Here is a 15,189-nt window from a genome sequence, read left to right on the forward strand (position 1 = left end):
GACGTGGGCAACACACGGCCCGGCGCCGAGAGCGACCGCACGCGGTGGGGAAGCGGCCTGCGACAACTGACGACCGCCGAATGGCAGGTCATCCGTGGTCGCGACCCCGACCTCGACGCCGTCGAGATAACGGAGTTCTCCGGTCCACTTCTCGCCGGTGGACTCGTCATCGCGATCGTCGGAGTCCTGCCGCTCGTCGGGACACGTTTGTCAGAGAACGCCGACAGCTTGTTCGGACCGCTGATCGGCTCCTTCGCGCTCGCAGCCGTGTGCACTACGACGGTTGCGTGGCTGTTGAGCGCGCTGATCTCCGGACTCGTCGTGCTGGTCGTCTACGACGTCAGTCCGAAGGTGGCGAGCGCAGCGACCGAGGGTGCGCTGCGCGGCTCATTCGGCCGGATCGAGGGTGCGGCCAGCTCGGTGACGCTGGTCGCGTTGATTTCGGGATTGATCTCGTTGGCGATCGGATTGCCGAATATGGCGTCGAGCGACGACGAATCCTCGGTGATAGAGGAGCTGCTCTCCGCGCAGGTCGCGTGTCTGCTCCTGGTGCTGATGTTGGGCTTCGCCGCCGAGTCGATCAGGACATCTGCGGAGATCCTGGGCTCCCAGGTCAAAGTCATCGGGTGGCTCGGGTCATTGGTGATCGTGCTGATCTCGTTCTATCTCGCATCGAGCGCCGGTCCGTTCGCGCCGGTCAAGCTCACGCGCAACATCCTCGAGGCGTGGCTGCCCGCCGACATCGACGGCGTGCCACGAGCACAGGTGATCTCTGACGTCATGCCCAACAACAGCTACCTGTGGTCGATGCTGATCATCGCGCCGTTCGTGATCATCATGTGGTTCGCCACCGCGTGGCGACTCGGCGCCATCCGCAACCTCCGCGCCGCCGTCCGAGCCGCTGCGGGTCAAGGAGAAGGTCAAGGAGACGACGGACTAGAGGTCGAGAGCACCGATCAGCACGAGTAGCGGCGGGAGGGCTGCCGGTCGTCGAGGTCGGCGTCGGTGAAGTCGATGTCCGACCTCGACGACGAGTCGACAACACCGTGGTCCTCGGCGCGGCTGTGCTCCTCACCAACGCTGCGACTCTCATTACCGCTGCGACTCTCATTACCGCTGCGACTCGCATTACTGCTGCGGCCCTCGTCGTCGTCATCGTCGTCGAAGTCGGCGGGCGCGAATCCGAAGGAGTCGATCTCGTCGGAAGCGGTCATATCGGAGCGCAGCTCCCCGCTCTCGAATTGCCCGCTCTCGAATTCGCTGTCGTCGTAGTCGTCGAACTCATCGTCTTCACGTCCGCGACGCCACCCGCCCTTCATCGGGGGTGCCTCACCGAAGTGGTCGGGATCTCCGGAGCCGTACCAGGCGACCAGTACGGCGCCGACCACGGCTCCGAGGAAGCCGACCAGAGCGAGCCATCCGAGGCCCGGCTTGGCTTGATCGCCGAGGAACATGACGCCGATGAGGCTCGGACCTGCCGTTTCGCCGACAACGAGCACCGCGGTGACGCCGTTGACAGCGCCGAGCTGCAGCGCGACGGTCTGCACGAAGAATCCGACGGCACCCGCGATCGCGATGGTCCATGCCGCGGGATCGAGGAGCAGTCGGACGGGGTCGAACGGGTGGATGCCGTCGAGGATGCGCACCGCGATGGCGATGACACCGAACAGCAGGCCTGCGGCAGCACCGCCCGCGATCGCTCCGTGTCGGCCGAGTCGGTACACCGACAGCAACGCCAGCCCGCTCAAGACGATGGTGGCGAAGAACAGCAGCCAGTGGAATGAGTGGTCGCCGGAATCACCTGTCTGATGCGACGACGACATGCCGAGAAGGCACAGCGAGAACACCACGAGCCAGATGGCGATCCAGTCGCGTGTATGCAGCGCGATGTTGAGCATGATGGTGCCGAGCAGTGCGGTGATCACCAGGTTGGCCGAGACGATCGTCTGCGACAAGAACAGCGGCAGGTAGCGCGCCGCGACAGCGCCGCCGGCGAATCCGACGGTCACCAGCACCGTTCCCAGGATGAACGCCGGGTCGACGAAGGTCGATGCCGTCGAGCGGAGCGTGGGGCCCCCGGCGGCATTGGTGGTCTCGATGCCCTCATCACGGTCGATCTGCGCGGCACGACGAGCCCCGAGGGCGCGCAGCACCGTCGACATCCCGTAAGCCACCGCGGCGAGGCTCGCCGCGATGACGCCTATGAGGAACATGCGACCCGCCTCTCTGCTATTCGTCGTCTATTCGTGTTATCCACCCGGTCCACCGGAGTCGGCCCCGGTGGACGGGAGCCGAGGAATCGTCCGGCCCGAGTGGTCGTGTAGTGAAGACTCCCCCTACAACCACAACTCATCGGTCAACGGTCGGCAAGCGAGTTATTATTCCACTCTCAGTATTCACCGAGGTACTGACAATCCCGTCGCCGCCCGTCTCAGGCCGTCCCCGCCCGCCTCGGGCGGACGCGGACCACTGACTAGACTCGCGATGTGGCGACATCCCCGAAGAAGCACGTACTGATCACCTTCGGCCGCTCTTTCCTCACGCTGAACCTGGCGAGGCTGATGTCGGCGGCAGGTCATCGGGTGACCGTCGTCGACAGCATCCCGATCGGTGTCAGCCGCTTCTCCAACTCGGTCGACGCATTTCACAAGGTGCCTCCACCGAAGTTCGAACCGCGCGACTACTGCCGCGAACTCGCGCGCATCGTCGTCGACGAAAAAGTCGACATGGTCATTCCCATCCACGAGGAAACCGACATCCTGTCGATGATGGTCGGACTGTTCCCCGCGGAGTGCGAGGTGTTTTTGTCCGATTTCGACACCGAGAACAAGCTGCACAACAAGTACGACTTCCAGCGCGAATTGGTCTCACTGGGCATTCCCACGCTGAAATTCGCCGTCGTCGAAGGACCCGACGACGCCGCAGCGCTCGACTTCGACGTCCCGTTCGCGCTCAAGCAGTGTTATTCGCGCGGGTCGCAGAAAGTACACAAGATCACTCCCGGCGAGAACCTCGACTGGGTCGAATACGATCCGACGAATCCGTGGCTTGCCCAGGAGTGGTTGGAAGGCAAGCGGTACTGCACCTACTCGGTCTGCCGCGACGGCAAGGTCAACGCACACGCGACCTACCCCGTCAGCTACGCGATCGGCGGCAGCTCATGCCTGTCGTTCAGTTCGATCGAACATCAACCGATCCTCGACTGGATCACCGAATTTGTTGCGGCGCAGAGGTTTACCGGCCAGGCCGGTTTCGACTTCATCGAGGGCGCCGACGGCAGCCTCTACTGCATCGAGTGCAACCCCCGATCGACGAGCGGGATCATGATGTTCCGCCCCCACAACGACGTACCCGCGGCGTTCTTCGGCCACAACGACGACCTCATCGTTCCCGACTCCGACGTCGACCGCATGATCGGACTCGGCATGCTGCTCTACGGCTGGACGAAGGCATCACGCCAGGGACGGTCGATGCGCCAGTTCTGGAAGGACTTCCGCTCGTACGAGGACGTGATCTTCGAGCGCGGCGACATAAAGCCCGGGGTCATGCTGCCGGTCGCCTACGCGTCGATTCTGCGCGACTGCCGTCGCTACCACGTCGGCCTGGCCGAGGGCTTCATGCACGACCACGAATGGGACGGCCACCCGATCTGAGCCACTGAGCTACTGTGTCGGGCCGCGAAAGCCCTCACACGGCGTCGACGTCGACCTTGTCGCCGCCGACGTAGACTTCAGCGATCGCCGGTTCGCGCATGCCCATCAGGAGCGCGAAAAGTGTTTGGTCGCGCGCTCTTTGCGGGTCGTCGTCGCGAACTCCGTTGCGCAGCATCCGTTCCATCGGCGGCCATCGCTGCGGGTCGATCACCAGGAAGTCGGCTTCCTTGCCGACGTCGAAGTTGCCGAAGCGTGATTCGGCGTCGAGAGCTCGTGCGCCCGCGAGGGTTCCGCTGAACAGCATCTGGGCCGGATGCATGGCGACGCTCGCCTCGCCCGGTTCGGAGATGTGCACCTTGTAGGCGTCACCGGCAACCTTCGAGATCAGCCACTCGTCGCCACCCCCGCAGTCGCTGCCCAGCGCGATGGTCACACCCGCGTCGACAGTGCGGTTCCACGGCATGGTGCCCGAGCCGAGGAACAACTGGGACGTCGGGCAGTGTGCGATCGACGTGCCGGTCTCCGCCATCCGGGCCAGTTCGGCGTCGGTGCAGTGGACGCAGTGGGCAAGAATGGTGCGTCTGCCGAGCAGGCTTTCGCCGCCGACGGCCGAACCCGGCAGAAACTTGCCGTCGTAGGTGTCGAGATAGCACTCCACGTCGAAGAGTTGCTTGACCAGGTCGACCTCGCCGGTGCCGGGCCGGTTGTTCTCGTTGAGGTGTGTGTGGACGTAGACGCCGCGGTCGCGCACCTGCGCGTAGAGCTCACCGAGCGCCGCGAGGGTCTGCGTTGTCACCGACAGTGTGAAGCGGGGCACGATCGCGGTGAGCAATCGAGCGGTGTCGGGGTTTCCGGTGTCGGCCGCGTGCCACCGATCGATCTCGGCGGTCGTCAGAGCGATCGCGTCGGCCTCCGAGGTCATCAGCGGGGCAGCCGAATCCGGACCCTGGGTCTGGATGCCGCGACCGCTGACGATGCGCAGCCCCGCGCGCTGTGTCGCCTCGAATAGTTCGTCCTGTGCCACGGGGAAGGCCGAACCGAACACCATCGCGGCTGTGGTGCCCGCGGCGATTCTGGCGCGGGTGAAGTCGCGCGCGATCGTGCGGGCGAACACCGGGTCGGCCAGTCGCGACTCCGCGGGAAAGATGCAGTTGTTCAGCCATTCCAGCAGCTGGCCGCCGCCGTACGCGTTGAGCTCGTAGGTCTGCGGAAAGTGCACATGGGCGTCGACGAAGCCCGGCAGCAGGAAGGCATCGCCATGGTCGACGACGACATCGCCGGGCCGCGCGGGCAGTTCGTCGAAGGGGCCGCAGAAGTCGATCAGCCCATCGGCCGTGATGGCCAGCGCACCGTCTCCGATGTCGACGAGCGCTGAGTCGGCGTCCGAGACCGTCGGCGAGCCTGCGATGTGCATGATGCGTCCCCGATGGATACGACGCTGTGCTGAGGTGCCAGGATTCGCTGCGGTGCCGGGGCTTGTCACGTCGGGGGCATTCACGCGCACAACCCAACCACAGGTTCGACGGTTCGGCCTGTCGGGACCGGCATCACTTCACGTCGAATGCGGGACTCGTCCCGACGAACGACGACAGCGCGCCGTTGGTGTGCTTGACGTCGCCGAAGTACCGGATGCGGTGACGCCCCGAGACTCCCGGGCCGGTCGTCCAACTGATGGTCACGCTCGACGCCGTCGAACTGCCCGACGGCCGCTTCCAGGCGAGCTCGGTGCCCCAGGTGTTGTCGTCGGCGGCCGCGACCCAGCGACCCGACTCATACCGTTCGACGACGAAGTAGCCATCCTTGGCTGCGCTGCTTCCCGGCCGCACCCTGTGCACCTTGTTCGAGGGGTGCGCGCCGCAGAACTCGACCGACACGGTGTCACCGGACCGATACGAGGTCTTCGGTCCACGCACGACGTCGCCGAAGCGTCGACCGCTGATGGGGGTGTCGGCGGGTACCGGGGTCAGCAGATCGGGTTGGGGGCCGCGCTGATCCGGTGGCTTGGGGCCGCGTGACGATGATTTCCCGGCTGCCATTTCGCGTGCGAGCTTGTCGAACTCCTGCATGTACGCGCACAGTGTGTATCGCCCGAAGAGAGTTTCGCCGCCCTCGTACTGCTGCGACAGGTACTCCTCGGGAGTGGTGACGTACTGGCTGTAGCCGTTCGAGTATCCTTGTAGCAGAACGTTTTCCAGTGGCAATGAGAATGCGGCTGCCACGATCCGACGCACGCGCAGTCCCGCGGTGATGGTGAACTCGGCCGGTGCTGCCGCGAGTACAAGATCGCCGATGCGGATCAGTTGGATCGGCAGAACCTGCTGAATCCACGGGTGCGGCGGCATGTAGCCGAGGGGGAACAGCGGTAGCTTCGGCGCCTGGACCTGCTGAACCCATTCCGGCGGAGTGACTTTCGACGTCGCTCCGAGTGCTGCCGCGAAGGGGAGTACGGTGCCCTCCTTGAGGAACGAGAGCTGGCTGCGTGTGTTGTCCTCGGTGCTCGTCGCCGCGGCGGCCGCACCCATGATCGCGGGACTCGTGCGCGCGGGACGGCCATCTGGCGTGTATGCGCCGTCGATCGCGATGTCGGAGAGGTTCAGGAACCGGTACGCATAAGACAGTCCGCCGGACAGCGAACGCGCAGAGGCGAATGCCCGCTGGCCGGCTTTGAACTGCCGCTGACCGATGATCGTGCAGTTGGCGCGGTGATCTTCGGTGGGTCCGGACGGATGTAGTTTGCGCACAGCGAGATTCGGTGTCATGTCGCCGGCGTTGGTCTGCGGGAACGATGCGACGACGTCGGGGTTGTTCTGCTCGGCGAGGTACGACGCGTAGCCCTTGTTGTCGATCGAGATCAATGTGTTGGCGTCGGTCAGCGACGTTCCGTGTGTGGCGAACCAGGTGATCTCGCCGATCACGTTGCCGCCCTGTCGAAGTCGCAGCGAGGTGACCTGTGGATCGATGTGCTCGGGGAAGTGTCGACGATCGGGGGTTGGATTGTTGACGAACGCCTGCAGTGACCGGTTGGCGCTGGCGTCGTGCAACTCGGAATGCCCGAGTTCGAGGGTTCCCGGCGCCAGTGAGTGGTGGGCCGCCACGATTGCGTCGACGAGGCCGGCCACCTCTGCGCGATACGAGTTCTCCCGATGTCCGAGTGCTGCAAGGACATACGCGTAGTCCCAGGCCGTTCCGCCGCACGAGTTGTGATTGTGGGTGGCGTTGAGATTGACGTTCTCTTCGGTGTAGAGGTTGCCGAATCGCTGGCGCAATTCGTTCATCACGCCGACGTGGTGGGACTCGAACAGGCAGGCAAGATCGGCGTTGACGAATACGATTCGCTTACCCGACGCGACGTCGGCGATGATGTAGGCGCGCGCCCACACGCGTTGCAACAGACCGGTGGCCACCTGGCTCAGGTCGGAGTATCCCATCATTCCCTGGCCCGCGATGGCGCCGGTGAGATCACCCTTGCCCGCCCCCACCAGGTAGCCCGACGACGGTGCGGCCGTTGCAGTTCCGGCTCCGAGTGCGCCTGTCATGGCGATCCCGACCACGCCCGCTCCGACGGCTCCCGCGGAGGCACCGAGGAACCCCCGTCGGGTCACTCCGTTCGGAGCTGCGTCGTCGTGTGACGTGTGATGCGGTGTTCCGCGGGATGCGTTGGTGCTCATCTCAACCCCCTGGTGAAATGTGGACATTCGAATGCATGGATGAATGGGATGCGTTGTGGGTCAGTGAAATATGTTTCGGGTGAACGGGTATGACGGCAGGTCTCTTCGGCTCAACGCACGCTGCGCACCAGTAGAACCGACACGCCGCCGAGGATTCCGAAAATCGCTGAGGCGACGAACAATCCGGTGAAACCGCCGGTTGCTTCGACGATCGCGGCGCCGACCAGAGGTCCGAGTGCCTGCGGGACGGCCATCGCGATGTTCATGATTCCCAGGTCCTGGCCGTTGTGCTCGGCGTCGGGGAGGACCTGGGTCGCCAGTGCCTGGTCGACACCGAGGAAGGCGCCGAAGCCGGCGCCGAGCAGCGCTGCCGCGACCATCGTCATGGGGAGGTTGGCGACCACAGCGATGCAGACCGCCGCCGCGCCCTGCGAGACACCTGCGGCGAGGACGAATGGCTTTCGTCTCCCGACGACGTCGCTCAGCTTGCCCGACACCAGTGCACTGATGACGACGAACACCATGTAGACCGCTGTCACCAGCAAGATGTCATTGTCGGCGTCGGTGGAGTGGATGCCGAACTTCAGGAAGAAGAAGAGCAGCGAAGTACCAAGGGCGTTACCAAGATTCACCAACACGCGGCCGAGTAGTGTCCATCCGAAATCGGGATGCTCACGCGGCGAGATCCACAACTCGGATACGACGGCCCGGACACTGATCCGACCCTTGTCGTGTCGCGGGTTGGGCGGATCGTTCAGGTACAGCACGAACGGTGCGACACAGGCGATCAGCAAGACCGCGAAGAGTGCGTACGACGGGAGAAATCCGAGGCCGAACGCCGACACCAGTGCGATACCGATGATCACGCCGATCGCTTGCGGGGCCGACACCCAACTCGATACGACGCCGCGTTGGAAAACCGGAACCTGATCGCTGATCAAAGCGGTCAGCGCCGCCGACACGGCACTGAAGCCTGTCAGCGTGGCACACCACCCGATGGTGATCGCAATGATGTTGTCGGAGAAACCAAGTGCGATGAGTCCCGCCGCGAACAACGCCGTACCGCCGACGATCCATGGTCGACGCCGTCCGTATCGGCTCGTCGTGCGATCCGACAGCGAACCGGTGAGGGGAAATGCCACGAGCGCGAACACCGCAGAGATTCCCGATACCACGCCGAACGTGAGAACGCTTTGCTTCCAATTGCTTTCGTCGACATTGGTGCCGATATCCAGCCAGTCGTTGATCTGGTTGGGAAGGGTGAGCTGGAACGGTGCGAGTTGCGCGAGCCAGATGCCGAGCCACGAGAGTCCGAAGAGGCCGATCCACTTCGACGAAACGCGTTGCCACGGCGTCGTCGAACTGTGGTGGGCGTCGTGGTCGAGGGTCACCGTGCGTCGGTTTCCGGCGACGTCGGTGTTGTTGCCGGTGCCGGGGTCGGTGATGATGTCGGGTCCGCCGTCGGAGCGGCGAGTGTGACGATTGCGGTCGCGAGTACGTCGATGTTTCGACGCGCAGCCTCGGTGTCCCGGTCGGTCAACCACGACAGCGTGAGACCGTCTATCGCAGAGGTCACCAGGTGTGCGACCTGCGTCAGCGGTAGCTCCCACGTGATCGACATGCGTTCGGCCAGATAACTCAGCGCGTCGGCGACAGCGCTGCGGTAGGTCTGCCACTGCTTGTTCACGGCCGCGCGGTCGTGGCGGATCGCGTGTGTTGCCACCTCAAGGAGTGCGAGCTCACGCGCTGGGTCTTCCTCGAGCATGCGCAGGTAGCCGAGCATGGCCTCGCTGAGCACCTCGTGGAGGCTCGCGTCGTCGGCGACCATGTCGGCAGACAACACCGCGGTGAGGCGTTCCTGCTCGGTGATGTGTGTGATGACCTCGGTGATCAGCGCATCGCGGGACGAGAAGATGTAGAAGAGCGCGCCCTGAGGCATCCCTGCCTCGCCGACGATCGCCCTGGTCGTCGCAGCGGCCAGCCCATCTCGTGCGATGACGCGGACTGCGGCATCGACCAGCGCTTGCCGCCGGTCCTCGAAAGTCATTCGACGCAACGAATCCCCCTGGTCATCTGTCGTGGCGAGTTGACCATACGATCAACTGTCGACAAATGTGCGGGATTCGCTCGAAATCCGCAACAGGAGCGCGGCGATTTAACCGCGCCGCAATCGGCGCCGCCGTCAGGCGGGTTCGAGTTCGCCGATGGCGATCAGGGTGCCGTCGTGCAGCATGCGCACGATCTCGTCGGCGACGTCCTCGGGGTAGGTGTAGCCGTCGATGGGTTGCGGATTTGCAGGCGGTGGAGTTGGGGATTCATCTACCGCGGCTGCTGGCGTCAGCTCGGCTCGCCACCGCTCGAGCTTGTCGTCGATGATCGCGTCGAGATCGTGAATGTTGTTGGTGCGCAGCGCAGTAGGCTTCCCGGGGAATGCCGGGTCCGGGTTGGAGCGCCAACCGTATCTCCCGCGGTCGGTGCCGTCGGGGATCTTCTCTGTGGTGAACTGCCCGGGACCGTCGCCGACCGCGCGGTTGTGGGGTCCGCAGGCCGGTGCGAGCTCGTCGATGTCGGTGCGTCCGCCCTTCGCCCAATCCTGTTCGGCGTGGTGGATTTCGCAGTGGCTGAAGGGGCGGGGGCAGTCGGGCATTGAGCATCCACCGTAGTTCGCGAACAGCATGAACCGCTGAGACTCGTTCGCGAGGCGGTTGGCCGTGCCGAAGTAGAGGGGCGCACCGGTGTGCTCGGAGAACACCGCCAGGTGCATGACCGATTGTGCGGCCAAACGGATCAGGTCGGGCATCGGGATGTCGGCGCCGGTGGTGGTCTGTCCGAATCCCGCGTACTCGCGGAGCTGAGTGTCGGAGATGCGTACGACGAGGTGTGGCGGAAGTCCGCGATGGCTGGCGCCGAGCAGCCCGCCGTCGAGGACCGCCCTGAGAATCGCGGAGAGCGCGTCGTGGTTGCGTTGCGACTGGGTGCGAGTGTCGCGGGCCGCTGCCTCCTTGAGCGCGTCCACATCGGCGAACTCGTTGCTGCCGGTGGGCGAGGCCTCGTCGTCGGGATTGTTCATTCCGGGTGCTGCCCACGCTGCGAGTGCTGTATCGAGCATCGCGCGGGTCGTGGGATCGAGGGTGCCGAGGATTCGTGACATCGACTGTGTGTCTTGATTGTCGACGGTGAGTCGGCGCTGACGCTTGCGGTCGTTGTCGTCGGTGATCGTGCCGTCCGGGTCGAGGTAGGCGAGCAGACGATTACCGGCGGCGAGAATCTGGCGTGGCGCTAGCTTCTGTGCGAACTCGGCGACTTCGGCTTCGGCGCGGGTCAGTTGCTCCGCATCGATGCCCTCCGGAATCTTGTTCAGCACGGTGAGTGCTGCGGTGAGGTGATCGGCACCGAGCGTGCCGCTGCGCAGTGCGTCGGCGAGCAGCGGGTAGAGCGGGGGCATCGTGTCGCCGGTGATCGTGAAGGTCTCGTTGAGTGCCAGGATCTGCCGCCTGCGCTTGGTTGCGTCGTGCAGGCGCAACGCGCCCATCATGAAGTCCGACAACGAGTGTGTGCCGACAGCGCGATACGCCGCACGATTGGACACATCCATGATTCGACTGTTGCCGATCGAGATCATCCTGCGCGCCGCACGCTCGTGTTCGATCGCCATGGCCGCCACCTCGGCTTCCGTTGCACCGCTGGTGTCGACGTCGTCGATCTGATCGAGCAATGCGTGCAATTGCTCATACAGCGCAACGGGATTCGGCGCAGCAGCCTCGCCGGCCAGGTGTCCCTCGTGGATGTCTGAACTCTCGGTCCCCATGCCCGCCCCCGCCTCCGGTGTCGAACTGACGTTCTATTTCCAACGTACCCGTCAAATCGGACATGTCAAGGAGAATCTTTCCGCCTGTTGGGTACTGCCCGGGCCGGCCCCGTAGACTTCATTCTTGACTCGACGCCTTCCCGACCGCGAGGGTGGAGCACATGGTCACAGTCGACGACACCGCAGCTGCCCGCGCCAGGCTGGCGTACGAAACACTCGAACCGTTCCACGTCCTCGCCTACTTCAACCCGAGACTCGCTGAGGCACAGAGTGATCTGAGCCTCGACCCGCACGCCTTCTACGTAGGAGCGCGAGGGGCTCCACTCGGCGATTGCGCCGCCCCGGTCGTCGTCTCGTCGTTCTACAACTTCGCGCCCGAACTCATCACCAACGCGTGGGAGTCCGCGCGCAAGGTCGGTCTCGACAAGGTTGCCGCGCGTCGAGAGCAGATGCTCGACGCCCAGTTCCGCGAAATACTGGGCGAGCGGGTCGTCGAACCTGAACTGGCTTCTCTCGCAGAGCGTTACCAAGAGATCGCATCGAGTCTCCCGATGGGAGGTAGGCCATTGGCCTCGGCGTGGGCGGCGCTGACACCGCCGGATTCTCCGCACCTCGCGCTCTGGCACGCGCTGTCCGTACTGCGAGAGTGGCGGGGAGACAACCACATTGCGGTCCTCGTCCAGAACGGTCTCGACGGAATCGACGCGGCAACCTTCCACGAAGCAACGCTGCCGGACCCGACAATTCGACGTCGAGCATTGGGTCGACGACTCGCTCAGTTGACCCGCGGATGGTCGGACGAGGCGTGGGAGGCTTCGGTTGCCAGGCTCGTCGAGCGCGGGCTTGCCACCAGAATCGACGACGATGAGCACGAGTTGACTGCTGCCGGTCTCGATCTCTACCGCGCGATCGAAGCCGAGACGGATGCCATCACCGGATCGGCATGGGCGAGTGAGGATGTCGACGAGCTACTCGAGCGTTCCCGGCCGTTCGTGAAGGCCGTGATCGACGCGGGCGTGCTTCCCGGAACAAAGAAGAAGTAGCACCCCGCAGGCGCTCGAACCTGTCTCGTGAGCGTCCTATCGGTCGTGGGGTTCGAGGGCGTCGAACAGTATTCGCATGCACTCGCTGATCGACAGCTCGGTGTGGGTGAGCCAATGCTCATGTGCCGCAATCGAAGCGGCAACCGCCGCATGGCCGGCAGCACGCGCGTAGGCGCTCTCGTCGCTCTTGTCGGTGCGCGTGGCGACGAACCGTGTGACAGTGACGCGCCACCGTCGGAAGACCTGGTTGGCCTGCGCCTGCACCGCGGGCTCGTACAGAATCAACCGGGCGCGGTGTCTGGCCCAGTCGTCTTCTGCGCGTCCGTGGTCGAGTGTGGCGATGTACGCCGCGGTGACGGCGGCCCACGGTGATATGTCGGGCGAAGCGTCGTCGAGTAGTTGCTCGAACAGGGCGTGTTCATTCTCCGACTCCACCCAGATCACGTCGGCTTTGGTGGGGAAGTAGCGAAAGAAGGTTCGACGGCTGACGCCGACGGTCGCGGCGATCTCCTCCACGCTCGTCTGGTCGAAGCCGTTCTCGATGAACAGACGTTGTGCCTGGGCCGCGAGTTCGTGCGGGCTGGTCATGGCGGGGCGACCGCCGCGATCGACGGGTGAATCGACGGGGTCGAGCGCGTGCCGTTCGTCGGAACCCATGACCACCATCATGGCGCATGGGCGTCGTTCGGCCTTGTCGGCGGCGCTCGCTTGCCGATTTCGGCGAAATCGAACCGGTTTTGTCACCCTGTGTCATATCCTCCCCAATGAGAGGCAGATCACATCGTCGAACGGTGTGGATGAAGGAGGAAGAAATGAGAACACGAGCCGCTGTCCTGCGTGAGGCGCCGGGTGAATGGTCGGTCGAGGAGCTCGAACTCGACGAACCGAAAGAAGGCGAACTGCTCGTCGAAATGGTCGCAACGGGCTTGTGCCACAGCGACGATCACATTTCGCACGGCGATATCACCGCTGGGCACCTACCCGTCGTCGGCGGGCACGAGGGTTCGGGAATCGTTCGCAAGGTGGGTCCGAGCGTCACGGGATTCGAGGTGGGGGACCACGTTCTCACGTCGTTCATCCCCTCGTGCGGCCGATGCCGCTGGTGCGCGGCCGGCATGCAGAACCTCTGTGACAACGGTGCGCTGATCATGATCGGGCACCAGATGGACGGCACCTACCGGATGCACTCCGACGACGGCCACGACGTCGCGACGATGGGCCTTCTCGGAACGTTCTCCGAGTGGCAGGTCTACGACCAGATGTCGCTGGTCAAGATCGACAAGGACGTGCCGCTTGAGGTCGCGTGCCTGGTTGCCTGTGGCGTGCAGACCGGATTCGGTTCTGCGGCAACGGCAGGAAACGTGCAGCGCGGCGACACGGTGGTGATCGCTGGTGTAGGCGGCGTCGGGATGAACGCCGTACAGGGTGCGCGCGAGAGCGGTGCGTCGCACATCATCGCGGTCGATCCGGTGGCCGACAAGCAGAAGTGGGCAACGGATTTCGGCGCCACCGACGCCTTCGGCTCGATCGACGAGGCGATGCCGCGTGTGGCCGAGTTGACCAACGGCCAGGGTGCGGATGTGGTCGTCCTGACCGCCAGCATCGTGACCAACGAGTTGATCGGTCAGGGCCTTGCCGCCACACGCAAGGCCGGAACCGTCGTCGTGACCGGCATCAGTTCGGAGAGCGAGGAAGGTTCGGTCCCCGGACTGAACGCGAACAATCTCGCGATGATGCAGAAGCGGATTCAGGGTGCGCTCTACGGCATGAAGTCACCGCGTGAGGCAATGCCCAACCTGCTCAACATGTATCGCGCGGGAAACCTCAAACTCGACGAGTTGATCACGCGCACGTACACGCTCGACCAGATCAACAGCGCATACGACGACATGCGCGAGGGCCGCAACATCCGTGGCGTGATCCGATTCTCCTGACATGATCCCGTCGGCGCCGCATCGGGCGGCGCCGACGGACAGGCTCACGCGAATCGTCTGTGCGGCAGAGTCTCTGGCTTAGATGTCACTGAATCTTGCATGTCACTGAATCTTGGCCAGTGCGGGTCGACCTTCTTGATCGCCCACGGCACGGAGTAGATCGACGGGCTGCTGAAGGCTGCCGCGTTGTTGTTGTCCAGGTACACAGTGCTGCCGCGCTGTACTGCGGGTAGCGACGTGAAGCCCGGAACCTTCTCGAAGACCTCGGGTCCTCCCGTCAGTGGCCAGAGAATCAGCAGGTCCGAGCGGAGCACGTCGATTCGCTCAGGGGAAACGAGAGTGCGATCGCCGTTGGGGGACAACGACTTCACCGCTGGGTCGAGGACCAGACCCATCTGATCCATCAGCTTCGACGCCGCATCACTGTCGGAGGTGGTCACGCCGAGCTGATTCTCCTGAGTGAACTGTGCGAACGAGAATGTCTTGCCCTGGGCCTTCGGATACGTCGACTTGACTTGCGCCAGTTGATCATTGACCTCTGCGACAGCATCGGCGGCTTGCGTGCGCTTGTCAAAGATCTCGCCTGCCGTGGTGGTCACGTCCTCCCAGCTGTCCACCTGGGTGCCCTGCTCGAGCACGGGGATCGTGGGCGCGATCTGCTGCAGGCGTTCCCACGACGCCTTGTCGGGAAGGAAGCCGGCCAGGATCACGTCCGGCTTGTACTTCGCGAGGGTCGCGATATCGGGGGTCGCGGTGTAGGGCACGACGGTCGACGAATGCTCGGGCGTCCACTCGAACCGGTTGTTCTCGCCCGAGTAGCCCTCCAGGACGAACTCTGCGGTGATCGGAACGTCGAGCTTGATCAGAGAGTCTGCCCAGGTCCAGTTCAACGTGACAGGACGCTTGGGCGTGCTGGGGATCTCGGTGGTGCCGTACTGGTGTGTGATCGTCACCGGCCCGGCCGACGACGACGATGACGAATCGGAATCGGAATCGGCGCTCGAACAGGCTCCAACTACCAGTGACACTGCCGCGAGCACCACCGCGAGATGGCCGAACTTGAATCTCATTAGGCAAACCTAA

General features: G+C 64.2%; 12 protein-coding genes. 4 read left to right on the forward strand and 8 right to left on the reverse strand.

All coding sequences use genetic code 11. The annotated features are described in order from the left end of the window. The first annotated feature begins 3 nt into the window (after positions 1 to 3). Entirely contained in the window at positions 4 to 969 is a 966-nt protein-coding gene (locus A5788_RS21690) for a hypothetical protein (protein WP_064866140.1), read from the forward strand. Here the strand turns inward: A5788_RS21690 and A5788_RS21695 are convergent. After that, positions 957 to 2,213 carry a DMT family transporter gene (locus A5788_RS21695; protein ID WP_064866138.1) on the reverse strand — a complete coding sequence of 419 codons (1,257 nt, stop codon included), beginning with the start codon at positions 2,211 to 2,213 and terminating at the stop codon, positions 957 to 959. The genes A5788_RS21690 and A5788_RS21695 overlap by 13 nt on opposite strands. Positions 2,214 to 2,486: 273 nt before the next feature. Between A5788_RS21695 and A5788_RS21700 the strand changes: the two genes are divergently transcribed. Beyond that, positions 2,487 to 3,653, forward strand: coding sequence for a hypothetical protein (locus tag A5788_RS21700; protein ID WP_064866136.1), 1,167 nt, complete (start codon positions 2,487 to 2,489; stop codon positions 3,651 to 3,653). Between the two features lie 34 nt (positions 3,654 to 3,687). On the opposite strand, the gene A5788_RS21705 is transcribed toward A5788_RS21700, so the two are convergent. The 5 genes from A5788_RS21705 to A5788_RS21725 all read right to left on the reverse strand — a co-directional run bounded on the left by A5788_RS21705 (position 3,688) and on the right by A5788_RS21725 (position 11,129). Then, on the reverse strand, positions 3,688 to 5,085 hold the full coding sequence (locus A5788_RS21705; protein ID WP_269449563.1) for an amidohydrolase family protein: 1,398 nt from the start codon (positions 5,083 to 5,085) through the stop codon (positions 3,688 to 3,690). Between the two features lie 115 nt (positions 5,086 to 5,200). Then, entirely contained in the window at positions 5,201 to 7,321 is a 2,121-nt protein-coding gene (locus tag A5788_RS21710; protein WP_231894090.1) for a neutral/alkaline ceramidase, read from the reverse strand. A 110-nt stretch (positions 7,322 to 7,431) separates the two neighbouring features. After that, complete coding sequence (locus A5788_RS21715) at positions 7,432 to 8,712, reverse strand: MFS transporter (protein ID WP_064866134.1); 1,281 nt, start codon at positions 8,710 to 8,712, stop codon at positions 7,432 to 7,434. Then, positions 8,709 to 9,368, reverse strand: a complete 660-nt coding sequence (locus A5788_RS21720) for a TetR/AcrR family transcriptional regulator (protein ID WP_064866132.1) — start codon at positions 9,366 to 9,368, stop codon at positions 8,709 to 8,711. Before A5788_RS21720 ends, A5788_RS21715 begins: the two co-directional genes overlap by 4 nt. Before the next feature lie 135 nt (positions 9,369 to 9,503). After that, positions 9,504 to 11,129 carry a DUF222 domain-containing protein gene (locus A5788_RS21725; protein WP_064866130.1) on the reverse strand — a complete coding sequence of 542 codons (1,626 nt, stop codon included), beginning with the start codon at positions 11,127 to 11,129 and terminating at the stop codon, positions 9,504 to 9,506. 161 nt (positions 11,130 to 11,290) lie between these two features. Here A5788_RS21725 and A5788_RS21730 point away from each other — a divergent pair, with 161 nt between their 5' ends. After that, a complete protein-coding gene (locus A5788_RS21730; protein WP_064866128.1) occupies positions 11,291 to 12,172 on the forward strand; it encodes an SCO6745 family protein in 882 nt (293 codons plus the stop codon). 36 nt (positions 12,173 to 12,208) lie between these two features. Here the strand turns inward: A5788_RS21730 and A5788_RS21735 are convergent, their stop codons facing one another. Next, positions 12,209 to 12,829 carry an acyl-CoA-like ligand-binding transcription factor gene (locus A5788_RS21735; protein WP_064866239.1) on the reverse strand — a complete coding sequence of 207 codons (621 nt, stop codon included), beginning with the start codon at positions 12,827 to 12,829 and terminating at the stop codon, positions 12,209 to 12,211. A gap of 155 nt (positions 12,830 to 12,984) precedes the next feature. On the opposite strand from A5788_RS21735, the gene A5788_RS21740 reads away from it, so the two are divergent. After that, positions 12,985 to 14,106, forward strand: coding sequence for an NDMA-dependent alcohol dehydrogenase (locus A5788_RS21740; protein WP_064866126.1), 1,122 nt, complete (start codon positions 12,985 to 12,987; stop codon positions 14,104 to 14,106). A 44-nt stretch (positions 14,107 to 14,150) separates the two neighbouring features. Here the strand turns inward: A5788_RS21740 and A5788_RS21745 are convergent, their stop codons facing one another. After that, complete coding sequence (locus tag A5788_RS21745; RefSeq protein WP_231894091.1) at positions 14,151 to 15,176, reverse strand: ABC transporter substrate-binding protein; 1,026 nt, start codon at positions 15,174 to 15,176, stop codon at positions 14,151 to 14,153. Positions 15,177 to 15,189 lie beyond the last annotated feature (13 nt).

It is taken from the genome of Gordonia sp. 852002-50816_SCH5313054-c, assembly GCF_001665925.1.
Classification (GTDB): domain Bacteria; phylum Actinomycetota; class Actinomycetes; order Mycobacteriales; family Mycobacteriaceae; genus Gordonia; species Gordonia jacobaea.

Bases quoted from the DNA above. Each gene is read 5' to 3' on its own strand.
- A5788_RS21720 (WP_064866132.1), bottom strand. From the start codon at position 9,368: ATGACTTTCGAGGACCGGCGGCAAGCGCTGGTCGATGCCGCAGTCCGC.
- A5788_RS21735 (WP_064866239.1), bottom strand. From the start codon at position 12,829: ATGGGTTCCGACGAACGGCACGCGCTCGACCCCGTCGATTCACCCGTC.
- A5788_RS21725 (WP_064866130.1), bottom strand. From the start codon at position 11,129: ATGGGGACCGAGAGTTCAGACATCCACGAGGGACACCTGGCCGGCGAG.
- A5788_RS21730 (WP_064866128.1), top strand. From the start codon at position 11,291: ATGGTCACAGTCGACGACACCGCAGCTGCCCGCGCCAGGCTGGCGTAC.
- A5788_RS21740 (WP_064866126.1), top strand. From the start codon at position 12,985: ATGAGAACACGAGCCGCTGTCCTGCGTGAGGCGCCGGGTGAATGGTCG.
- A5788_RS21710 (WP_231894090.1), bottom strand. From the start codon at position 7,321: ATGAGCACCAACGCATCCCGCGGAACACCGCATCACACGTCACACGAC.
- A5788_RS21695 (WP_064866138.1), bottom strand. From the start codon at position 2,213: ATGTTCCTCATAGGCGTCATCGCGGCGAGCCTCGCCGCGGTGGCTTAC.
- A5788_RS21745 (WP_231894091.1), bottom strand. From the start codon at position 15,176: ATGAGATTCAAGTTCGGCCATCTCGCGGTGGTGCTCGCGGCAGTGTCA.